This is a genomic window from Kineococcus xinjiangensis, assembly GCF_002934625.1.
In the GTDB taxonomy this organism is placed as follows: domain Bacteria; phylum Actinomycetota; class Actinomycetes; order Actinomycetales; family Kineococcaceae; genus Kineococcus_A; species Kineococcus_A xinjiangensis.
On the sequence record NZ_PTJD01000007.1, the window covers coordinates 103574 to 126046 of the forward strand.

Consider the following 22473-nt stretch of genomic DNA (forward strand, 5'->3'; position numbering starts at 1 on the left):
GGCAGCGGGGTCCGGGTGGTGCCCGGACCCCGCGGCGGCACGCCCGCTGCGGGGGTGCTCAGTTCAGGCGGGCGCCGGCGTGGAGGGCGAGGCCCTGCACGGCGCCGACGCCGGCGGTGAACTGCCCGGAGGAGTTGACGACCACGGAGCGGCCGAGGCAGCCGGTGCGGGTGGAGTTGATGTCGCCGGTGATCACGTCGCAGTAGGTGCCGGCGGGCAGGGAGGTCTGCCAGGTGCGGTTGACGGCGAAGTTCTCCTTGTTCACGACGGCGTAGCCCTTGGTGCCGCGGCTGAAGGCGATGGCCTGGTAGCCGTTGCTCCACCAGTTGCTCACGCCGGTGCCGACGGTGGCGTTGCGGAACGAGACCATGTTGGAGATGCCGGTGCGGCGGTGCTCGCACACCCACTCGGTGGAGTTGCATCCGCTGGGCGAGCCGTTGACCCACACGTCGCGGGTGGTGTTGCCGCCGTAGCTGGGCGGGCCCTGGTCATGACTGGTGAAGTGGTAGCTGGACATCACCTGCGGGTAGCCGTAGGGCCAGGCCAGCATGAAGTAGTTGGCGAGGTCGTACAGCTGCCCGTCCTTGTGGGTGACGACGTTGCCGCCGCCGCCGTGGCCGCGCTGGTTGTCGTGGTTGTCGACGAACACCTCGGCCAGGTCGGAGCGCATGAAGCCCCACGACTCGCCGAACCCGCTCAGCCAGGACAGCTGCCCGGTCTTGAACACCCGCCCGATCTCGGTGGAGTACTTGAACTCGGTGACGTCACCGTTGGAGAAGTACTCGCTCGCCTTGACGGGCTCGTTGGCGGCCTCGATGACCTCCTGGTAGATGTACACGTTCGGGTTGGACAGCCGCGACCTGATGCTCGCGATGTCGTTGGTGTCCATGTGCTTGGCGGCGTCGATGCGGAAACCGTCCACACCCAGCGACAGCAGGTCGTTCAGGTAGCCCGCGAGCCGGTCGCGGACGTAGGGGGAGCCGGTGTCCAGGTCGGCGAGGTTGGCCAACTCGCAGTTCTGCACCTCGTAGCGGTCGCCGTAGTCGACGATGTCGTCGTTGCCGTTGCGGCCGCAGTGGTGGAAGTCCCACGACTGGTACGTGCCCGGGTAGGCGTAGGGGGTGAAGGACGTGCCGGCGCTGCCCGTGCCGGAGTACACGCCGGTCATGTGGTTGACGACGGCGTCGGCGTACACGTCGACGCCGGCGGCGTTGCAGCGGCGGACCATGTCGGCGAACTGCGCGCGCGTCCCGCCGCGGCTCTCGATCTTGTAGCTGACCGGCTGGTAGCGCTGGTACCAGGGCGCGCCGGCCACGACGGCGTGCTCCTGCGGCGGGGAGACCTGCACCGCCGCGAAGCCCTTCGGCCCCAGGAAGCGCTCGCACTCCAGGGCGACGTCCGTCCACTTCCACTCGAACAGGTGGACCAGGACCGAGCGGTTGGTGGTCACCGCCGCCTCCGCGGCCGGGGCAGCGGGCGCCACGACCGCGCTCACCGCCAGGGCGGCGCCCGCCAGGGCCCCGGCCCAGCGGGCAGTGCTGCTGTGTGGTCCGTCCGGCTTAGCGAGCATGCCGACTCCTCGGGAGGGATGAGATCGCTGGAGCGTTCAGCACGCCGTGAGAAGTTGAGCACGCTACGTCATCGGCGGGGGAGGGTTCCCCGGTGGGGTTCCACCATCCGGCGCAGCGCTCCGGCCCACGGCCACGGCGATGCGGCGGGCGGCCTCGCGCAGCAGGTCCGGCGGGGTCGCGGCGTAGCCGAGGACGAGTCCCGCGGGGCCCGGGGTCAGCCGGTGCATCGACAGCGGCTGCACCCGCACGCCCTCGGCGGCCAGCGCGGCAGCCAGGTGGAGCTCGCGCGCCGCCGCATCCCCGGTGTGCGCACTCGCCGGCCCCGGCAGCGTCGCGACCAGGTGCAGGCCGGCCGGCACCCCGTGGACACGGACTCCCGGCAGGTGCTCGCGCAACCCCGCCAGGAGGGCGTCGCGCCGCTGCCGCTGCCGCCGGCGCACCAGGCGCAGGTGCCGCTCCAGCGCACCGGTCGCCAGCAGCTCCGCCAGCACGAGCTGCGGCAGGACGGGGCTGCAGATGTCGGTGGCGTGCTTGGCCGCCACGACGTCGGCGTGCAGCCGCTGCGGCACCACCAGCCACCCCAGCCGAAGGCCCGGCGCCAGCGTCTTCGACGTGCTGCCGGTGTGGGCCACCAGCTCCGGCGCCGCGGCCTGCAGCGCGGGGACGGGGCGCCGGTCGTAGCGGTGCTCGGCGTCGTAGTCGTCCTCCACCACGATCCCGTCCACCTGCTGCGCCCACGTGAGCAGCTCCCTCCGGCGGTGCGGGGCCAGCACGACGCCGGTGGGGAACTGGTGGGCCGGGGTCACCAGGACGGCCCGCAGGTGCTTGCGACGCAGGGCCTCCACGTCCAGCCCGTCGGCGTCCACCGGCACCCCGACCGGGTGCAGGCCCCAGTGGGCGACCTGGTCGCGGGCGCCGCGGGAACCGGGGTCCTCCACCGCGATGCGCTCGTGCCCGTGCCGGGGCAGCACCTGCCCGAGCAGCGCCAGCGCCTGCGCGACCCCGTTCACGACGACGACGTCCGCGGCAGCGGTGCGCACCCCGCGGGTCCGGGCCAGCCAGGCCGCCAGCTCCACCCGCAGCCGCGAACTGCCCCGCGGGTCGCCGTAGCCGAGGTCGCGCGCGGTGGCCCGGCCGAGGACCTCCCGCTCGGCGCGCAGCCACGCCGCGCGCGGGAACGCCGACAGGTCCGGCACGCCCGGCCACAGGTCGAGCGCGGCGCCGTCCACCGGTGGCGCGCCGGGGGAGCGGGCCGGGACTGGCTCCGCCACGGGTTTCCCGCCCCCGGCTGCCGCGCGGGCGGCGCGCCGGGTTCCGGTGGCGCGCGTGCCCGAGGTGCGGGTGCCGGTGACCCGGGTGCCGGCGCCCACCCTCCCCGCGACCAGCCCCTCGTCGGCCAGCCGCTGGTAGGCCTCGGTGACGACGCCGCGCGAGACCCCGAGGTCGCGGGCGAGCGCCCGGGTGGCGGGCAGGGCCGCCCCCGCCGCGAGCCGGCCGTCGAGCACCGCGTCGCGCACCGCCCCTGTCAGCCAGTCCGCGAGTCCGCGGGCGGGCACGCCACCGGCGTCGAGCTGCAGGAAGTCGGCACCGCCCGCCGCACTCGCGCCGGTGCCGCGCTGCGCCAGTGGTCCTGTCGGCGCAACGTCCATTGGACCTTCTTAGCGGACCGCTGCGGTCGGAGCATCGCAGCGTGACCACCTCGCCCCGCACCCGCCCGGCCCGCCGCCCCCAGTCCCCGCCCGCCGCCCCGCCCACCGCCCCGCCTGCCACGGCTCGGGCCGCCGTGGCCGTGCTCGCCGGTGCGACGGCGATGGGCTTCGTCGGTGGCAGCGTCGGCGTCTCGGCGGAACTTGCGGACGCCCCCCTCGCCGCGGCGCAGGCCCTGCGCTACGCGGCCGCCTGCCTCCTGCTCCTGACCGCCGCACGGCTCGCCGGAGTGCCCCTGCACCGGCCGCGGGGTGCGGAGTGGGGGTGGCTCGCGGCCGTGACGGGCACCGGGCTGCTGCTGTTCAACGTGGCCCTCGTCCGCGGGGCCGGGCACGCCGACCCGGCGGTGTTCGGCGTCGCCGTGGCCGGGGTCCCGGTCGCCCTCGCGCTCGCCGGGCCGCTCCTGGAGGGTCGGCGGCCCCGCGCGGGTGCAGTCCTCGCCGCACTGGCTGTCACGGCCGGAGCCGCACTCGTGCAGGGCTTCGGGCGCAGCGACGCGACGGGCCTGCTGTGGGCGCTCGTCGTCCTGCTCTGCGAGGTCGGCTTCACCCTGCTGGCGGTGCCCGTGCTGGCCCGCCACGGGGCGTGGGGGGTGTCCGTGCACACCACCTGGATGGCGACGGCCGCGTTCGGCCTGGCCGCCGTCGCCGCGGGGGAGGGGGCCCCCTCCGGGCTCACCGGCCGGCACCTGCTCGCCGTCGCCTACCTGGCGCTCGCCGTCACGGCGGTCGCGTTCGTGCTCTGGTACTCCTGCGTCCGGCGACTCGGCCCGGCTCGCGCCGGCCTGCTCACCGGCGTCGCGCCGGTGGCGGCGGCGGTCAGCGGGATGCTGCTGGGAGGGCCGGCGCCCGCGCCGGCGGTGTGGGCGGGCATCGCCGTGGTCGCCGCCGGACTCGGCCTCGGGTTGCTGATCCGAGAACCCGCAGCGGTCGGAGCCGCCCCGGCGAGCGGTGCGCCGCCCCGTCCGACGTGACCCGCTCGGGTGGAAGCGCCCGTGCGGGCGTCCGCCGTACGGGCGAGTGCGTCACGCAGACCGCGCGCCGGGGAGGGCGCGGGTCCCACCCTCGTGGCAGAGAGCCGCTCCCGGCGGCGTCCGAGGAGGGACAACCGTGAACCACCAGCAGTTCCCGTCGCAGGCACCGCACCAGCAGCCCCCGGTCGCGCCGCACCAGCCGGTCCACGCCTACGGGCCCGGCCAGGTCGTCAACGCCTACCCGGTCGCGGTCATCGGGCCCCCGACCAGCGGCCTGGCCGTCGCGGGCTTCGTCCTCTCCCTCATCGGCCTCAGCCCGGTGGCCCTGGTCCTGTGCGTCCTGGCGCTGAAGTCCACCGGCCGCGGGGAGGCCGGTGGCCACGGTCTCGCCATCGCAGGCATCGTCATCGGCGGGCTGGGAACCCTCGTCTGGCTCACCGTCCTCGTGCAGGTCGTCGCGAGCATCGCCTTCCTCGGCAGCCTGGCTGTCGGGGTGGCCGGCTCCACGGCGGGCGCCTGACGCCACGCCGGAGCCGCGGCGCGGCGCCTGCCGGGAACCGGGCGCCGACCGGGTGCGTCGGAGGGCCCACGGTCGCCGTGACCGCAGTCCCTCCGGAGGTCGCCATGCCCGCAGCCAGCACCCGCAGCCGTCGCACCCCGGCGGCCAGGACCACCGTCGCCCTCCTCGCGGGTCTGCTCGTGCTGGGGTCCGCCGGCTGCTCGGGCGGAGCGGGCGACTCTGCCGCCGAGTCGGGCGCTCCCGCCGCACAGGGCGGCGGCGGAAGCGGACTGCACGGCATCGCCGCCACGGAGACCGGCGCCGCGGCCGGCGCAGTGTCCGACACCGCGTCCGACACCGATGCCACGTCCGACACCCCCGGGGCGGCCGTCGGCGTGGTGACCCGGGCCGTCGTGTCCCGGGCGAGCGTCGGCGTCGAGGTCGACGACGTCGCGCGGGCCTCGGCGGCGGCCGGGCGGATCGCCACGGCGGCAGGGGGGATGGTGACCGCGAGCCGGACCGGCACCGAGAACGGGAACGGCCGCGCCGAACTGACCCTGCGAGTTCCCGGCGACCGGTTCACCGCGGTCCTCGACGAGCTCGCGGCGCTCGGGACCCGGACGGCGCAGACGACGTCGGCCACCGACGTCACCGCCGAGGTCGCCGACGTCGACAGCCGGGTGGCCTCGGCGCGGGCGGTGCTGGAGACGTTCCGCGCCAGGCTGCCCGAGGCCACCTCCGTCGCGGACGTGCTCGCCCTGGAAGGGGAGCTCGCCCGCCGGCAGGCCGACCTCGAGGCGCTGCTGGCGCGCCAGCGCGCCCTCGCCGACCAGGTGGCGCTCGCCACGGTGGAGGTCACGCTGACCGGGCGGTCGGCGGTGGTGCCCGCGGGGGTCCCCGGGTTCACCGACGGCCTCGACGCCGGCTGGGGCGCCCTGACCGCCACCGTCCGCACCACCGCACTCGTCGCGGGGGCGGTCCTGCCGTTCGCCGCCGTGGGCGCAGCCCTCGCCGCTCCGGTGCTGCTCCTGCGCCGGCGCAGGGTGCGCGCGGGCACTGCCGCCGCGGGCCCCGCTGGGGGCTGAGCCCGACCGCCGGCTCGCTGCAGGCGCGGGGGACGGTGGGCGCGGGACGTAGGTGCGGGGGGCCGGTCTCAGAGCCGCCGCTGCATGCAGAGCAGGCCCTCACGAGGGCCCCAGGGGGGCACGACCTCGAAGCCCGCCTGCCGGTACAGCGCAACGGCGGGCCCGCGCCAGCGCCACACCGACAGGCGAAGGGTGTCCGCCCCGGCTTCACGAGCGGCACCGGCGACCTCCTCCAGGAGCGCCGCGGCGATCCCCCGACGCCGGGCCGTGGGATCCACCCACAGCCGCTTGACCTCGCTGCACCCGTCCAGCGGGGCGGTGAGCACCACGCACGCCACCGCTCGCCCGGCCACGGCGGCCAGCACGACGGTGCAGCCGGCGTAGGCGGCCGCCGGGTCCAGCACCTCGCGCCGGTAGCGCTCGGGCAGTCCGGCGACCCCGTCCGGGGCGTCGCCCTTCTCCGCCTCCGTGCGCAGGTGGTAGCCGGTCAGCAGCACGGTCAGGTCGGCGGTGCGAGGTGACCCCGGGTACCAGCGGAGGACCTCCACCGGCCGGTCGCGGTCGGGGGCATCGAGCACGGGTGCAGTTCACCAGGCCCGTCACGCACCGCGTCGCCCGCCCCCGACGAGCCGGGAGCAGGACGGAGGACCCGCACCGCAAGCGGAAGGGGGGCCCGGCCGCATGGCCGGACCCCCCTCCCGTCGTTCGTCAGCTCAGCCGGAACGAGGTGCGCGCCCCCGCGGCGGGACCGGCCGTGAGCCGGCCGCTCTCGTGCCGCAGGTACGTGCCGGTGTCCCCTGCGGCCTGCAGGGCGACGCCCCACTTCGTCGGCACGCGGCGGAAGCTCGCCATCGGAGCGGCGGCGTCGCCCGGCTGCACCGGGTCGATGCGCACCTCGCCGTCCACGATCCGCACGTAGCGGTCGGGGAAGTTCACCGACTGGATCGACTCGGTGCCGGCCCCCGCGAGGCCCGGCACGAACCGGAACTGGCTGTCGGCCAGCTCCCGCGGCGCCTCGTCGACGCGGAGGACGAACTCCGCGTGCCGGACGTAGGCGGCCGAGCGCACGTCGGCCGGGCTGAGCCGCACGATCGGGCCGCCGGTGCCGACCGGAACGCCGAACAGCGGGGTGCCGTCCGGGTGCCAGTACACCTTCTGCACCCGGGCGTGGCGGTTGTGGTCGTACAGCGGGTCGCCGACGATGTCGCGGTAGTCCCGGGCGTGGTAGACGAGGACGTCCGTGACGCCGTCCTCGGCGACGGTGAAGGAGTTGTGCCCGGGCCCGTACTGGCTCGTCTGCACGTTGGTCGTGAAGACCGGCTCCTGGCTCTTCGTCCAAGAGCGGAAGTCGAGCAGGTCCGCCTTGGCGTCCGCGGTGAGCAGCCCCATGCAGTAGTTGGCGTCGGTCGCGCTCGCCGAGTACGTGATGAACACCTTGCCGTTGCGGATCAGCACGGCGGCGCCCTCGTTGACGCGGAAGCCCCGCATCTCCCAGGACAGGGTGGGGGTGCTGATGCGCACCGGCTCACCCTTGATGGCCCACGGCGAACTCATCTCCGCGATGTAGAGGCTGGTGTTGACGGCCAGCTCCGGCTCCGCCTGGGCCCAGACGTAGTAGCGCCGCCCACGGTGCTCGAACGTGGTCGCGTCCAGCTTGAACCAGCCCCAGGGGGTCACGACCTCCTGGGGGTCCCCCCAGCCGGCGGGGTCGCGCGGGTCGGCGAGGGAGGACTCGATGGCGTACATCCGGATGGCGAAGACGTTGTCGGAGTCGCCCGCCGCGAAGTAGATGTACCAGCGGCCGTCGATGCGGTGCAGCTCCGGCGCCCAGATGTGACCGCCCATGCGCCCGGAGAGCGGACGGCGCCAGACGACGGACTCCTCGGCGTCGCGCAGGCCCGCGAGGGTGGGAGCACCACGCACGACGAGCCGGTCGTACTCGGGCACCGACCCGGTGAAGTAGTACGTGCCGTCGGTGCGCGGGGTGATGAAGGGGTCCGCGCGCTTCTCCACGAGCGGGTTCAGGGTGGGCACCCCGTAGATCTGGGCGTCGGTCAGGGGAACTCCCTTCGGCGGGGCGGCCACGGTGGCCGAGGCCCCCACGGTCAACCCGGTGGCCGCCGCCGCACCGAGGCCGCCGGCGAGGAGGAGCCGGCGGGAGACGCCGGACGTCAGGTCGTGCGACATGAGCTCTTCCCTCACTTCGTGGCGATGCGGATGACGGTGACGGAGTTCGGGGCGAACGTCCGCGTGAAGGTGGGGGCGATGCCCCGGATGGTGCTGGTCACCGGCTCGACGGGCTGCGCGGAGCGGGTGTTGTGGGCCAGCGGGTCACCGGAGATCACGGTCATCTGAGCCTTGTTCTTGACCCTGACGGCCCCGAGGTCGACCTTCGTGACGGCCGGCGTGTCCTGGGCGTTGACCACCTTGACGATGAGGTCGCCGGTGGCCTCGTCCTTCGTCACCACCTGCGCGAAGGGCTCCGTCACGGCGTCGTCGGCGAACTCGCCCCACAGCTGCCCGTCGAGGAACAGCTTGACCTTGCCGCCGCGGACCTCGATCTTGACGTCGTACGTGCGCCCGGTCTCGATCGAGTGGCCCTCCTTGGCGAAGAGGGTCTCCTTGGCGCCGCCGCTGGCCTTCTCCACGACGCTGCGGGTGTTGTTCCAGCCGCCGAGGTTCCACCAGTAGTAGTTGTCGCTGTCCTTGACGCCGAAGCCGATGAGGAAGCCCTCCCGGCCGGCGGTCTTGGTCGCCTTGAGGGAGATGTCGTAGTTCTCCGCGTTCAGGACCGGGCCGCGCACCAGCGTGTTCTCGGCCCCGACGTCGGACTGGGTGTACGTGCCGTCGGCGGCGGACCAGGCCCCGCGCCCGGCCAGGTTCGTCCAGCCCTCGTCGTTCCCGTCGTTGAAGTCGTCGGCGAAGAGGGTCGCGCCGTCGGTCCCCGTGACCTTCACGTCGTCGTACTTCGCCGAGGTGGCCCACGTGGAGAGGCCGACCGCGCCGGTGATGGGCTTGGGCTTGGCGACCTTGCCGCTCGCGCGGGTCGGCACCACCCGGTCGCCGACGTTGTTCATCATCAGCTTCTGGACCTCGTAGCTGGCCGAGCCCCACGACTGGTCGTTGTCGAACCAGATCATGTCGGGCCGCCACTGCACGTGGTCGACGTTGGCCAGCAGCGGCGCGTAGGACGCCATCTTGACCACGTCGGCGTTGCGCTCCAGGCCCGTCATGAAGGCGGCCTCGGCGAGGCCGTTGAAGAGCTTGTTGTCGAGGGAGGCGTACTCCCCGAGGAAGACCTTCGGCCCGTTGCGGTCGTAGGAGTCGTAGCGGGCGTTGTTCTGCAGGAACCAGGCGGGGCTGTTGTAGTAGTGCTCGTCGACCATGTCGACGTCGTTGGCCCGGTTGTTCTTCCAGTGCTCGTCGAAGACGAAGCCCTGGTCGTCGGGCCCGGAGTTGCTGATGACGACGATGTCGGGGTGCTTCGCCTTGATGGCGTCGCGGAACTTCACGAAGTTGCGGGCGTACTCCGTCGGGAGGTTCTCCTCGTTGCCGACGCCGATGTGGGTCAGCCCGAAGGGCTCCGGGTGGCCCATGTCGGCGCGCAGCTTGCCCCAGGTGGAGGTGACGGGGCCGTTGGCGAACTCGATGAGGTCCAGGGTGTCCTGGATGTGGCGCTGCAGCAGTGCCTCGTCCTCGGTGGCCCTGTTCTGGCCGCAGCCGGTCAGGAGCGCGGGCACGACGGGCAGCGGCATCGCGCCGACGTCCTCGGCGAACTGGAAGTACTCGAAGTAGCCGAGCCCGTAGCTCTGGTTGTAGCCCCAGAAGTTGGCGTTCGTGGCGCGGGTCTCGACGGGCCCGACGGTGTCCTTCCACTGGTAGGAGCGCGCCCGCTCCCAGTTGGAGGAGGCGTCGTAGCCGTAGTGGCTGTTGACGTTGACGATGCAGCCGCCGGGGAAGCGGACGAAGCCGGGGTTGAGGGCCGCGACCTTCTCGGCGAGGTCCTTGCGCAGGCCGTTGGCGCGGCCCTTGAAGGTGTCGCGGGGGAAGAGGGACACCATGTCGAGGCGCACGGTGCCGCTGCCGGCGCCCAGCACGGAGAGGCGGGCGGCGTCGGTGGTGGCCGTGGCGGTGAAGGTGCCCGTGTACTTCGTCCAGGTGTCGCCCTGGACCTGCAGGGTCACGGGCTGCGCGAGGGCGGCGCCGGCCTCGGAGTGCAGCGAGATCGTCAGGGGGGTGCCGCCGGAGGCGTCGGAGCGGGCCCACACGGAGAAGTCGTAGCTCTTGCCCTCCTGCAGGGCGATGCCGGTGTTGTAACCGGAGTTGGTCACGCCGTACGCCCCGCCGGCGGGGTTGGCGAGCCCGAGCTCGAGGTAGGTGCGGTTGCGCTCGTTGAGGCGCGCGTCGCCGTTGACCGTCTTCAGCGTGCCCTTGCCGCCGCCCGTGGCGGCCGGCGACCACGCCGTGAGGCCGTGGTAGTCGCGGTTGTCGACCGGGAGGAACTCGAAGGAGCGGTTGCGCACGAGCTCGGCGTAGATGCCGCCGTCGGCCGCGAAGTTGATGTCCTCGAAGAAGATCCCGTACATCGTGTCGTCGATCGCGGCGCCCTTGGCCGCCGGGTCCGCCGTGATCGTGTAGTCGGGTGCCGCCTCGGCCGCCGCGGGAGCGGCGCAGAGGGGCAGGGTGACGAGCGCGGCGAGTGCCAACGTTGTAATTGCGCGCGGTGCGGACATGCATGTCCTCCTCGACATCATGACGCGGGGTGCGGGTGGGGGTGCCGTCCGTGCTGCTCTGCCGGCCTGGGCCCCTCCGACCCGGGTGCGGGGCGGATCCGTTCGCCCAGGAGGTGGGGGCCCGGAGGCGCCGTCGCGCGTCCGGCCGATCCGGCCTGCTGGATGTGAGCGCGAACATACGAGGCTCGGCTGTTCGGGTCAAGACGCACCTGATGTGCGGGATGTCCTTGACGCCGCGCGTTGTGAGCGCTCACAATCGACATCAGGTGGCCCGGCCCGCACGACGGTCGTGCAGGAAGCGAGGCAATCACCACTGCCGAGCCCATGGTGCCGGCGCCTGATCTGCGATGGAGGAGACAGTGCTCAAGAAGTTCCTGACCGCTGCAACGAGCGCGGTTCTCATCGGCTCGCTGGCGGCTTGCGGTAGCAGCTCCCCCGATGTCGCGTCCGACAACAAGGGCGCCGACGACGGCATCACCATGGGCTTCGCCCAGGTCGGCGCGGAGAGCGGCTGGCGCACCGCCAACACGAAGTCGATCCAGGAGGCCGCCAAGGAGTCCGGGATCGAGCTGAAGTTCTCCGACGCGCAGCAGAAGCAGGAGAACCAGATCAAGGCTCTCCGCTCCTACATCCAGCAGAAGGTCGACGTCATCGCCTTCAGCCCGGTGGTCGAGACCGGCTGGGACGCCGTTCTCCAGGAGGCCAAGCGCGCCGGCATCCCGGTCATCCTGACCGACCGCGCCGTCGACGCCGAGGACGAGACCCTCTACGAGTCCTTCATCGGCTCGGACTTCGTGCTCGAGGGCAAGAAGGCCGGCGACTGGCTGGTCCAGGAGGTCGGCTCCGAGGAGACCAACGTCGTGGAGCTCCAGGGCACCACCGGCGCGGCTCCCGCGATCGACCGCAAGGAGGGCTTCGAGAGCGCGATCTCCGGGGCCTCCAACATCAAGGTGATCGCCTCGCAGACCGGTGACTTCACCCGCTCCGGCGGCAAGGAGGTCATGGAGGCCTTCCTGAAGTCCCACCCCGACATCGACGTGGTCTACGCCCACAACGACGACATGGCCCTCGGCGCGATCGAGGCCATCGAGGCGGCCGGCAAGAAGCCCGGCGAGGACATCAAGATCATCTCCGTCGACGCGGTCAAGGACGGCATGCAGGCCCTGGCCGACGGCAAGATCAACTACATCGTCGAGTGCAGCCCGCTCCTCGGGCCGCAGCTGATGGACCTCGCCAAGAAGGTCGTCGCCGGCGAGGAGGTCCCCAAGCGGGTCCTCACCGAGGAGACCGTCTTCACCCAGGCTGAGGCCAAGGAGGCCCTGCCCACTCGCGAGTACTGAGTGCGAGGGCACTGAGCCCCCCGCACCACGAGCGAGCCCCCGACGCGGCCCCCACCACCACCACCACGTGGTGGTGGGGGCCGTCCCCATACCCAGAAGAAGCGAAGGCAGGCCCATGACCGAGGCTGCGACGGCGCAGAAGCCGTCATCGACCGGGGCGCCGGTCGTCGAGATGCGAGGCATCTCCATCGAGTTCCCGGGGGTCAAGGCCCTCCAGGATGTCGACTTCCGGCTGCTGCCGGGCGAGGTGCACGCCCTCATGGGCGAGAACGGCGCCGGCAAGTCCACCCTGATCAAGGCGCTCACCGGCGTCTACACCATCGACTCCGGCCAGATCCGCGTCGGCGGTGCCCCGGTGTCCTTCGCCCGTCCCGCCGAGGCCCAGGCCGCCGGCGTCAGCACGGTGTACCAGGAGGTCAACCTCTGCGCGAACCTCACGGTCGCGGAGAACATCCTCCTCGGCCGCGAGCCGCGCAAGGCCGGCGCCATCGACGGGCGTGCCATGCGGGCCCGGGCCCGTGAGGTCCTCACCAGCATCGGCCTGCACATCGACCCGGCCTCGACGCTGAGCACCCACCCGATCGCGGTCCAGCAGCTCGTCGCCATCGCGCGGGCCGTGGCCGTCGACGCCAGCGTGCTCATCCTCGACGAGCCGACCTCCAGCCTCGACGCCGACGAGGTCGCGGAGCTGTTCCGGATCATGCGCACGCTGCGCGACAAGGGCACCGCGATCCTGTTCGTCTCCCACTTCCTCGACCAGGTCTACGAGATCTCCGACCGGATGACGGTCCTGCGCAACGGCAAGCTCGTGGGGGAGTACCTCACCGCGGAGCTGTCCCGCCTGGACCTGATCTCCGCCATGATCGGCCGCGAGCTCGGCGAGATGGACGCCCTCGCCCGCATGACCGCCAGCCACGAGGCGGACAGCTCCCGGGTACCGACGCTGCGGGCCCGCGGCCTCGGCCGTGTCGGGTCCATCGAGCCGATGGACCTCGACGTCCATGCCGGCGAGGTCGTCGGCCTCGCGGGCCTGCTCGGCTCCGGGCGCACCGAGCTCGTGCGGCTGCTCTTCGGCGCCGACCGCCCCGAGCGCGGCACCATCGAGGTCGACGGCAAGCCCGTGAGCATCCGCAACCCGCGCAACGCCATCGCGGCCGGCATCGCCTTCGCCTCCGAGGACCGCAAGGGCGAGGGCCTCATCGCCGACCTGAGCATCCGCGACAACCTCGTCCTGGCGATGCAGGCCTCCCGCGGCTGGGCGCGCCCCGTCCCGCGCCGGCTCAAGGACGAGCTCATCGAGAAGTACATCGAGCTGCTCGACATCCGCCCGGCCAACCCGGACGCGCTGATCAGGAACCTCTCGGGCGGCAACCAGCAGAAGGTCATCCTCGCGCGCTGGCTCGTCACCCAGCCCAAGCTGCTCATCCTCGACGAGCCCACGCGCGGCATCGACATCGGCGCCAAGGCGCAGATCATGAAGCTCGTCGCCACGCTCGCCGCGGAGGGCATGGCCGTCATCTTCATCTCCGCGGAGCTGGAGGAGGTCCTGCGCATCTCCGACCGCGTCGTCGTGCTGCGCGACCGCCAGAAGATCGCGGAGCTCGAGGGGCGCAGCGCCTCCGTCAACGACGTCATGTCGCTCATCGCGTCGCACAGCGATGGCTCCACCCTGGAGAGGAACGCATCGTGAGCACCAGCACCCCCCTCGGCAAGTTGCGCACCAACGGCCTGCTCTGGCCGATCGTCGCGCTGGTCGCGCTGCTCGTGGTCAACGTGATCGCCCGGCCGTCGTTCGCCAGCATCACCCTGCGCGACGGGCACCTCTACGGCAGCCTCATCGACATCCTCCGCAACGGCGCGCCGACCCTGCTCGTGGCGCTCGGCATGACGCTCGTCATCGCCACCCGCGGCATCGACCTCTCCGTCGGTGCCACCGCCGCGATCGTCGGGGCCATCACCACCACCTACATCGTCGCGGCGCCGGACCCCGCCAGCGCCCGGGCCGCCTTCATCGGCATGGCGATCGCGCTGGTGGCGTGCGCCCTGCTCGGCGTGTGGAACGGCTTCCTGGTCTCCGTTCTCGGCATCCAGCCGATCATCGCGACGCTCGTCCTCATGGTCGCCGGGCGCGGCATCGCGATGCTCATCACCGACGGCCAGATCATCACGGTGAACAACGAGGCGTTCTCCGTCGTCGGCGCCGGGTTCGTCCTGCTGCCGGTGTCGATCCTCATCAGCATCGCCGTGTTCATCGGGCTGGTCATCATCACCCGCCGCACCGCGCTCGGCATGCTCATCGAGTCGGTCGGCATCAACCCCGAGGCCAGCCGCCTCGCCGGCATCCGCTCCCGCACGATCGTGTGGATGGTCTACGTCTTCGCGGCCCTGTGCGCCGGCGTGGCCGGGCTCATGATCACCTCGAACGTCAACTCGGTGAACCCCAACAGCGTGGGTCTGTGGATCGAGCTGGACGCCATCCTCGCCGTCGTCATCGGCGGGACCTCCCTCGCGGGCGGCCGGTTCTCCCTGGCCGGCACCCTGCTCGGGGCGCTCGTCATCCAGACGCTGACCACCACCGTGTACAACCTCGGCATCGAGCCGCAGGCGATCCTCGTCTTCAAGGCCGCCGTCGTCCTCGCCGTCTGCCTCATGCAGGCGCCGAAGTTCCGGGCGCGCTTCGTGCGCCGGCCCAAGCCCCCCACCCCCGCGATCCGGCCGACCGCCCCCGCTCCCGTCCCCTCGAAGGTGGGCCAGTGATGAGTGCCAACGTCACCACCCCGACGCCCGCGACGACCAGCGACCCGGTCGCGCCGGTGCGCAAGCCGGCCACCAAGGGATCGCTCGTGCCCCCGAGGCTCCTGCCGGTGCTGGCCACCTTCGTGCTCTTCGTGCTGATGTTCGGCACCGGAGCGGCGCGCTACGAGAACTTCGGCACGGCGCAGACCGTGGCGAACCTGCTCATCGACAACTCGTTCCTCATCGTCCTCGCGGTGGGCATGACCTTCGTCATCCTCACCGGCGGCATCGACCTCTCGGTGGGCTCGGTCGTCGCGCTGTCCACGATGGTCGCGGCCTGGGGCCTGCAGGCGGGGCTGCCCGCACCGCTGATCGTCCTGCTCGTCCTCGCCACGGGTACGGTGTTCGGCCTCCTCCAGGGCCTGATCATCCAGCGATTCGACATCCAGCCCTTCATCGTCACGCTGGCCGGCATGTTCCTCGCCCGCGGCCTCGCGTTCCTCATCAGCGCCGAGTCCATCTCCATCAAGGACGAGACGTTCCGCGGCATGTCCGGCGGGGCGGTCACCCTCCCCGGCGACATCGTCATCACCTACGGCGTGGTCATCGCCCTGACGGTCCTCGCGATCGCGGCCTACGTGCTGCACCGCACCCGCTTCGGGCGCACCGTCTACGCCGTCGGCGGCAACGAGCACTCGGCCATGCTCATGGGCCTGAACACCGCCCGCGTGAAGGTCGGCGTCTACACGATCAGCGGGTTCTGCGCCTCGCTGGCCGGTCTGCTGTTCAGCTTCTACATGCTCTCCGGCAACGCCCTGCACGCCGTCGGCATGGAGCTCGACGCCATCGCCGCGGTCGTCATCGGCGGCACGCTGCTCGCCGGCGGCGCCGGCTACGTCGTGGGCTCCCTCCTGGGCGTCCTCGTCCTCGGCACCATCCAGACGCTGATCAACTTCGACGGCACGCTCAGCTCCTGGTGGACGAAGATCTTCATCGGCGCTCTCCTCCTCGCGTTCATCGTGCTGCAGCGCGCCGCCCTGCGACGACGGCAATGAAGCGGGCCGGCGTCGGGACCGGCGGGGGCGCAGGCCGCCGCCCGCCGGTCATGGCGGACGTCGCGCGCCTGGCCGGCGTCTCCCACCAGACCGTCTCGCGCGTCGTCAACGGGCAGGACCACATCCGGCCCGAGACCCGCCGGCGGGTCGAGGAGGCCATCCAGCGCCTCGGCTACCGCCCGAACAAGGCGGCCCGCACGCTCGTCACCACCCGCACGGCCACCATCGGTGTCATCGGCACCGAGGGTGGCCTGTGGGGGCCGGACACCATCCACCGCAGCGTCGACCACGCCGCCCGGCAGGCGGGTTACTTCGTCAGCTCGGTGAGCCTGGACGCCGTCTCGCGGGAGGAGCTGGCCAGCGCGGTCGACCACCTGCTGAACCAGCACGTCGAGGGCATCATCATGATCGTCGGCAACGACGAGGCCCTCGAGCTCGTCCGCAACCACGACGTGGGCGTCCCCCTCGTCGTCTGCGTGGGCGAGCTCGAGACGGCCCTCTCGCCCTCCGACACCGAGCAGTACGGGGCGGCGCGCCTGGCCACCCGGCACCTCCTCGAACTCGGGCACGTCGAGATCGGCCACATCGCGGGCCCCACGGCGTGGCCGGAGGCCCGGGCCCGTGAGGAGGGCTGGCGTGACGAGCTCGTCGCCGCGGGGCTGCGACCGCCCCAGGCGGTGCGGGGGGACTGGTCGGCGGCCAGCGGTTACGCCGCCGGGCGGGTCCTCGCGGCCTCGCCCGCCGTGAGCGCGGTGTTCGCCGCCAACGACGAGATGGCGCTCGGTGCGCTGCGCGCCCTCGCCGAGGCGGGGATGCGGGTTCCCGAGGACGTCAGCGTCGTCGGCTTCGACGACATGCCCATCGCGGAGTTCACCATCCCGCCGCTGACCACGGTCCGGCAGGACCTGCACGCTGCGGGGCGCCGGGCGGTGCGGATCCTCGACGCCATGATCACCGAGAGCGGCGCCGAGGTCCCCCCCGTCCCGGAGCTCGAACTGGTGGTGCGGGCGAGCACCGCCCGGCGACCCCGCCGCTGAACCCGCGGGCGGGCCGGACCCGCAACGGCCCTCAGTCGAGGTGCCGGTACCGCCCGCGGTGCCAGGCCAGCGGGTCCCGCCCGCCGGAGGCAGCGGCCCCGGCCCGCTCCTCCGCCAGGTGCACGTGCTCGACGCCGGCCTCCACGAGACGGCCGTAGCCGAGCTCGCGCACACCCCGCACCCGGCAACCCGCCCAGGTCACGTCCCCGGCCGGCACCGGACCCCACGCCGTCTCCTCCCAGTCGGCCACGGTGAACGGGCCGCCGGGCGCGGGGGCCAGGAACGAGAAGGCGTCGGCGAGGCCGCGGTGCGACCAGTCGAGCACCGTGACGGCGAACGCGCCGCTGCGCTGCAGGACGTCCAGCACGTCCGTCTCGTCCCCCACGACGCCGACGAGCTCGCCCGGCTCGGCCACCAGCACCGAGGAGACGGTCAGCCCCGCGCGCTCACCGCCGTGCGCGGCGGTCCACAGGGTCACCGGTGCGGGCAGGCGCCCACGCAGCCGCCGCGCCGGGTCGCGCAGCGCCTCCGGGCGCAGGAACGGATGCCCGGAGTGGATGTGCCCGCCGGGGGTTTCGCTGTCCGGGTCCACCCCGCGACCCTACGTCGGAGCGCCCCGGAGGCAACCGCGGCCGGGCCGGCACCGGACGGAGGACCCGGCGCGGCAGGATGTCCGTCGTGACCACCGCCGCAGAGGATTCCGCGAGTTCGCAGCCGACCGGACCGCTCGCGCAGGGCGCCCGCCTGGAACGCGTCGCCACCGCCGGGACCTGGCTCGAGGGGCCCGTGTGGCTGCCGCACCGGCGCTGCGTGCGCTTCAGCGACATCCCCGGCAACCGCATCCTGGAGTTCAGCGAGGACACCGGGGAGACCAGCGTCTACTGCGACGCCGCGGAGTTCACCAACGGGCGCACCCTCGACCTCGACGGCCACGTGGTGCAGTGCTCCCACGGCCGGCGCGCGGTGGAGCGCGACACCGGCCGCGGCGTGAGCACCCTCGTGGACACCTGGCGCGGAGTGCGGTTCAACTCGCCCAACGACGTCGTGGTCAAGTCCGACGGCACCATCTGGTTCACCGACCCCTCCTACGGCATCAAGAAGGCCCACGAAGGGCACCCGGGGGAGTGCGAGTACGGCGACCACTACGTCTTCCGCCTCGACCCCGCCACCGGCCACGTCGATCCCGTCGTCATCGACGTGGAGATGCCCAACGGCCTGGCCTTCTCCCCGGACGAGTCGCTCCTCTACGTCGCCGACTCCTCCGTGGAACCGCCCACCGGGGTGGTCGATCCGGCCCGGCCCGGCGGGCACGCCCTCCACGTCTACGACGTCTACGCCGGGCGCCACTGCAAGAACGGGCGCACCTTCGCCGAGGTCTCGCCGGGGCTGCCCGACGGCTTCCGCGTCGACGTCGACGGCAACGTCTGGACCTCCAGCGCCGACTCCGTGCAGGTGTTCTCCCCGGCCGGGGAGCGCATCGGGCGGATCCCCGTGCCCGAGGTGGTCTCCAACGTCTGCTTCGGCGGCGACGACGGGCGCACCCTCTACGTCACCGCCACCACCAGCCTGTACCGCATCCGCACCACCACCACCGACGCGGTCACCGTGGCGCGCTCCCGGACCGCCTGAGCGCTCGCGGCAGGCCCGGACCGGCGCGACCGGCGGCGGCGGTTTCGGGTTCCCATCCGCCGCGGGGAGGGGCACCATCTGCGTGTGACGTCCACACCCGACGCCCACCCGATCGCCTCCGAGACCCCGGCTCCCCCCGACACCACCGCTACGCCCGACGCGCCCGTCAGCTCCGCCGTGACCGCCGCCGAGGCGGCCGGCGCCCTCGGCCTGTCCCCGGCGCGCGTGCGCCAGCTCGCCCGGGACGGGCGGCTGGAGGTGGTCGACACCTCCCCGCTGCGGGTCTCCTGGACGTCGGTGGCCCGGCACCAGGAGGAGCGCGCCGGCAGCGGCCCCACCGGCCGGGCCCCGGGATCCCCCCGCGACCGCAGGGGCGCCGCCCACGACGCCGCCGCGACCCGGCACGCCGACGACGGCAGCGCCGCGCAGGAGGAGCACCACGCCCCCCGGCTGCGCTGGGACGGGCGGGCCCGGCGCTGGGTGGCCGCCCGCTGAGGCAGCCCGGCCCGGCTCCCGCGAGCCGGGCCGGGGACCTCACCCCGCCAGGTGCCCCCAGCGCCCGGCCAGCTCCGACCAGCGCCCCGTCGCCGCCACCCGCCCGTCCTCCAGGACGACCACCACGTCGGCGCGCTCCAGGGCCGAGCGCTTGGAGCTCGAGCCCACCACGGTGCTGCCGCGGCGGCGCAGCGCGTCCCACAGCTCCAGCTCCGTGCGTGCGTCCAGCGCCGAGGACACGTCGTCGGCGACGATCAGCTCCGCCTCCGTCGCCAGCGCCCGCGCCAGTGCCAGGCGCTGCACCTGTCCACCGGACAGGCGCACCCCCCGGTGCCCCACCAGCGCCGTCGGCCCGCCCGCGCCCTCCACGTCCAGGGCCAGCTGCGCCGTCGCCAGCGCGGGAGCCGCCTCCCGGGCGTGGTCGAGGGTGACGTTGTCGTGGAACGAACCCGACAGCACCCGCGGGACCTGCCCGACGTAGGCGACCTGACCGGGACGCAGGAACACCTGCGGGTCGGTGACCTCCTCGTCGTTCCAGCGCAGCGTCCCCTCGTGGTCGACGAGGCCCGCCAGGCTGGCGAGCAGGCTCGACTTGCCCGAGCCCACCCGCCCGGCCAGCAGCACCAGGGAGCCGCGCTCCACCGTCAGGTCCACGTCCTCCACCCCGACCGTGCCGTCGTCGTGGACGGCCGCGACCCCCTCCAGCGACAGCCGCCGCAGCGGGATGCGCGCCGACCGCGCCGGCTGCGGGGCCCGCCCCCGCGGCAGGTCCACCCCCGCCGGCAGGACCGTCAGGTCCCGGTCGCCCGCCAGCTCCGACGCCGCCTGCAGCCACCGCCGCGCCACCGGGGCCTCCGTCACCGCCGCACCCGCCACCGCGCCGAACCAGCCGAAGCCGCCCAGCGCCGTGGTCACCAGCAGTGCCGTCTGCAGCTCCCACACCCCCGCGACGTGCACGCTCCACGCCGCGGCGATGCCCGCCTGGCACAGCACCTCCGGAACCCCCTCCAGGAGCGAGCGCACCCGGTGCTCCCGCACGGACGCCGCGACGCGCCGGGCGTCCACGACCTCCAGGTGGGCCACCACCGGCGCGGTCGCCGCGGCCAGCTTCACCGTGCGCGCCGCCTCCATCGCCGAGGCCATCGCCCGCCCCAGCTCGGCGCGCTCGTCGCCGGCCAGCCGCGCAGCCGAACCGGCCAGCGGCGCCCCCGCCGCCGAGGCCAGCGCCGAGACCACGAGGATCCCGCCCAGCACCACCGCCACCAGCACGCTGCCACCCAGCAGGGCCGTCCCCGCCACCAGCAGCGCCCCCATCACCACGTCCACCCAGCGGTCGGCGTAGAGCACCAACCGCTCGGAGTCCAGCGCCCGCGCGACCACCTCACCGGGCGGGGTGCGCCGCAGCCGACGCTGCATCGTCTGCCCGCGCAGCACGTTCAGGCGCATCCGCAGCAGGCATGCCACCCACCACAGCGGGTACACGCGGAAGGCGAAGGCCGTCGCGGCCGAGACCGCCAGCAGTCCCGCGGCCAGCAACCCCGCCGGCAACCACGGCTCCTCCCCGGCGTCCAGCCCGGCCACCAGACGACCCCACAGCCACCCCGTCAGGACGCCGTGGGAGCTGAACAGGGCGGTGGCCAGGAAGCCCACCGCGCCCAGCAGGCCCCACTGCGGGTGCGCCGCCAGCAACCGCAGCACCGACCGGGCCAGCGAGGGGCGCAGCGGCTGCGCGCTGCTGCGCTCCCGGCGGCGGACCGAGCGCACCAGCACCGCGGCCCCCGGAACCTCGCCCCGGCCCGCCGGCCCCTGCGCCGGCTCCCCGCCGACCCCGTCCAGCCCCTCGACCCCGTCCAGCGACGCGTCGGGGCCCGCCGCCCGCAGCAGGTCGCGGAACGGCCCGGGCTGCGACGCCACCTGCGCGCGCGGACCGTGCTGCACCAGCCGGCCGCCGTCCAGCACCGCCACCGCGTCGCAGCGCCTGGTGGTGGACAGCCGGTGGGCGATGACCAGACCCGTGCGACCGGCCAGCAGCCGCTGCGCCGCCCGCGTCACCCGCTGCTCCGTCTGCGGGTCCATCCGCGCCGTCGCCTCGTCCAGCACCACCACCGCCACGTCCCGCACCAGCAGCCGGGCGAAGGCCACCAGCTGCTCCTCCCCGGCCGACAGCGTCGTGCCGCCCACCCCGAGGCGGGTGTCCAGGCCCGCGGGCAGCGACGCCGCCCAGGAGCCCAGCCCCAGGGCGTCCAGCGCGCGCTCCACCTGCGCGCGCGGCACGTCGGCGAAGAGGGTGATGTTCTCCGCCAGCGTCGCCGACAGCAGCTCGGTGCGCTGGGTCACCACGCCCACCGCCCGGCGCAGGTCCTCCAGGGCCACGCCCGTCACGTCCCGCCCCGCAAGCAGCACCGTCCCCGGCGGCGGCTGCACGGCGCGGGAGAGGAAGCGCACCAGCGTCGACTTGCCCGCACCGGACCGGCCCACCAGCGCGCACGTCGTCCCGGCGGGCAGCGGCTCCCCGGCGGTGTCCTCCCGCTCCGCGCCCAGCAGCTGCCGCACCCGTGCCAGCGCCCCCAGCCCCGACTGCAGCTCCGGCAGCCGGTGCGTCACCCCCGAGAGCTGGCCGATGAAGGAACTCGCCAGCAGCCACAGCACCAGCAGCTCCTCCAGGCGCAGGCCGCCCGCCCCCACCAGCCACACCCCCGCCAGCACCAGGCCCGCCAGCAGGCCGTGCAGCACCAGGCCCGTGCGCAGGGCGACCACCGTGGACGCCGCGCAGGTGGCGCGGACCCGGTCCAGCACCCCGCGGGCCAGCTCCGCGTACTGGCGCACCACCAGCGGCTGCCCCAGCGAGGAGCGCACGTCGTCACGTCCGGCGACGGCCTCCTCCAGCTGCGCCGCGTGCCGGGACCAGGCCGCCTCCTCCGCCTCCTTGCGGGCGGCCACGGCGGGGGTGAGGGGCCGGGCCACCAGCAGGGCCGCGGCCGCGGCGAGCGGGAAGGCCACCCACGCCACCCACCACGTCAGCCCCGCCACCACCCAGGCCAGCACCGCCCGCAGCAGCGCCCTCGCCAGCTCCCACCCGGCCCCGCGCGCCAGGTTCGCCACCTGCGCGGGATCGTCGTCCACGCGGTCGAGGACCTCTCCGACGGCCTGCTCGTGGAGCACGCTGAGCGGCTGGTGCACGGCGGCGTCGAGCAGGTCCGCGCGCAGGGCCCGCTCCGCGCGGCCCACCACACCCGCCAGCACGGCGCGGCCGGCGGTGTCGGCCAGGGCGGCGCCCACGAGCAGCGCGGCCAGCACTCCCACCGGCGCCCAGCCCGGTCCCGTGGCCAGCCGGCCGGCGACGACGGCCCCCGCCGTCTCCGCCGCCGCCGCGGCCACCGCCAGCACCGCCACGGCGGCGGCCCCGCGGTTCCGCAGCCGACGCCGGCCAGGCAACCCCGCCCGCGCTCGCACGTCTCCTCCAGCGGAGTCGCGCAGCGGGCACCTCCCGCTCGCCTCCCCGGGCACGCTAGCCAGCGCGGTGCCCGCGGCGCCTTCGAGTTTCCGCTCCGCCCGCACCCGCCCGTCCACGCGGACGCGGCACCGGCAGGGCTCCGACAGGGCTCCGGCGGGG

Annotated in this window: 17 protein-coding genes; 10 read left to right on the forward strand and 7 right to left on the reverse strand. The window is 73.9% G+C overall.

What is annotated here, in order from left to right; translation table 11 throughout:
* Positions 1–58: 58 nt before the first annotated feature.
* Both CLV92_RS11190 and pdxR read right to left on the reverse strand, forming a co-directional pair.
* A complete protein-coding gene (locus CLV92_RS11190; RefSeq protein WP_104432910.1) occupies positions 59–1570 on the reverse strand; it encodes an alpha-amylase in 1512 nt (503 codons plus the stop codon).
* 63 nt (positions 1571–1633) lie between these two features.
* Positions 1634–3220 (reverse strand): MocR-like pyridoxine biosynthesis transcription factor PdxR, encoded by a 1587-nt coding sequence (pdxR, locus tag CLV92_RS11195; protein WP_104432911.1) that lies wholly within the window; start codon positions 3218–3220, stop codon positions 1634–1636.
* Between the two features lie 161 nt (positions 3221–3381).
* Between pdxR and CLV92_RS11200 the strand changes: the two genes are divergently transcribed.
* From CLV92_RS11200 to CLV92_RS11210, 3 genes are all read left to right on the forward strand, one after another.
* Positions 3382–4251, forward strand: a complete 870-nt coding sequence (locus tag CLV92_RS11200; RefSeq protein ID WP_104433050.1) for an EamA family transporter — start codon at positions 3382–3384, stop codon at positions 4249–4251.
* A gap of 136 nt (positions 4252–4387) precedes the next feature.
* A complete protein-coding gene (locus CLV92_RS11205; RefSeq protein WP_104432912.1) occupies positions 4388–4771 on the forward strand; it encodes a DUF4190 domain-containing protein in 384 nt (127 codons plus the stop codon).
* Between the two features lie 77 nt (positions 4772–4848).
* Positions 4849–5835: a DUF4349 domain-containing protein gene (locus CLV92_RS11210; protein WP_146099495.1), complete on the forward strand. Its 987-nt coding sequence runs from the start codon at positions 4849–4851 to the stop codon at positions 5833–5835.
* Positions 5836–5903: 68 nt separating this feature from the next.
* On the opposite strand, the gene CLV92_RS11215 is transcribed toward CLV92_RS11210, so the two are convergent.
* The 3 genes from CLV92_RS11215 to CLV92_RS11225 form a co-directional block, all read right to left on the reverse strand.
* Positions 5904–6413, reverse strand: coding sequence for a GNAT family N-acetyltransferase (locus tag CLV92_RS11215; protein WP_104432914.1), 510 nt, complete (start codon positions 6411–6413; stop codon positions 5904–5906).
* A 130-nt stretch (positions 6414–6543) separates the two neighbouring features.
* Positions 6544–8022: a family 43 glycosylhydrolase gene (locus CLV92_RS11220; protein WP_104432915.1), complete on the reverse strand. Its 1479-nt coding sequence runs from the start codon at positions 8020–8022 to the stop codon at positions 6544–6546.
* Positions 8023–8033: 11 nt separating this feature from the next.
* Complete coding sequence (locus CLV92_RS11225) at positions 8034–10568, reverse strand: alpha-L-arabinofuranosidase C-terminal domain-containing protein (RefSeq protein ID WP_104432916.1); 2535 nt, start codon at positions 10566–10568, stop codon at positions 8034–8036.
* A 347-nt stretch (positions 10569–10915) separates the two neighbouring features.
* Between CLV92_RS11225 and CLV92_RS11230 the strand changes: the two genes are divergently transcribed.
* The 5 genes from CLV92_RS11230 (at position 10916) to CLV92_RS11250 (ending at position 16736) form a co-directional block, all read left to right on the forward strand.
* The gene (locus CLV92_RS11230) at positions 10916–11908 is read left to right on the forward strand and encodes an ABC transporter substrate-binding protein (protein ID WP_211291058.1); all 993 of its coding nucleotides are present in this window, start codon (positions 10916–10918) and stop codon (positions 11906–11908) included.
* A gap of 115 nt (positions 11909–12023) precedes the next feature.
* Positions 12024–13598, forward strand: a complete 1575-nt coding sequence (locus CLV92_RS11235) for a sugar ABC transporter ATP-binding protein (RefSeq protein ID WP_104432918.1) — start codon at positions 12024–12026, stop codon at positions 13596–13598.
* Entirely contained in the window at positions 13595–14665 is a 1071-nt protein-coding gene (locus CLV92_RS11240) for an ABC transporter permease (RefSeq protein WP_104432919.1), read from the forward strand. The genes CLV92_RS11235 and CLV92_RS11240 overlap by 4 nt, the downstream gene beginning before the upstream one ends.
* Complete coding sequence (gene yjfF / locus CLV92_RS11245) at positions 14665–15699, forward strand: galactofuranose ABC transporter, permease protein YjfF (RefSeq protein WP_104433051.1); 1035 nt, start codon at positions 14665–14667, stop codon at positions 15697–15699. Before CLV92_RS11240 ends, yjfF begins: the two co-directional genes overlap by 1 nt.
* 50 nt (positions 15700–15749) lie before the next feature.
* Positions 15750–16736, forward strand: coding sequence for a LacI family DNA-binding transcriptional regulator (locus tag CLV92_RS11250; protein WP_104433052.1), 987 nt, complete (start codon positions 15750–15752; stop codon positions 16734–16736).
* Between the two features lie 31 nt (positions 16737–16767).
* On the opposite strand, the gene CLV92_RS11255 is transcribed toward CLV92_RS11250, so the two are convergent.
* The gene (locus CLV92_RS11255) at positions 16768–17328 is read right to left on the reverse strand and encodes a flavin reductase family protein (RefSeq protein ID WP_104432920.1); all 561 of its coding nucleotides are present in this window, start codon (positions 17326–17328) and stop codon (positions 16768–16770) included.
* A 77-nt stretch (positions 17329–17405) separates the two neighbouring features.
* Here CLV92_RS11255 and CLV92_RS11260 point away from each other — a divergent pair, with 77 nt between their 5' ends.
* Both CLV92_RS11260 and CLV92_RS11265 read left to right on the forward strand, forming a co-directional pair.
* A complete protein-coding gene (locus tag CLV92_RS11260; protein WP_104432921.1) occupies positions 17406–18365 on the forward strand; it encodes an SMP-30/gluconolactonase/LRE family protein in 960 nt (319 codons plus the stop codon).
* Between the two features lie 84 nt (positions 18366–18449).
* On the forward strand, positions 18450–18860 hold the full coding sequence (locus CLV92_RS11265; protein ID WP_104432922.1) for a hypothetical protein: 411 nt from the start codon (positions 18450–18452) through the stop codon (positions 18858–18860).
* 39 nt (positions 18861–18899) lie between these two features.
* On the opposite strand, the gene CLV92_RS22875 is transcribed toward CLV92_RS11265, so the two are convergent.
* A complete protein-coding gene (locus CLV92_RS22875; protein WP_104432923.1) occupies positions 18900–22313 on the reverse strand; it encodes an ATP-binding cassette domain-containing protein in 3414 nt (1137 codons plus the stop codon).
* Positions 22314–22473 lie beyond the last annotated feature (160 nt).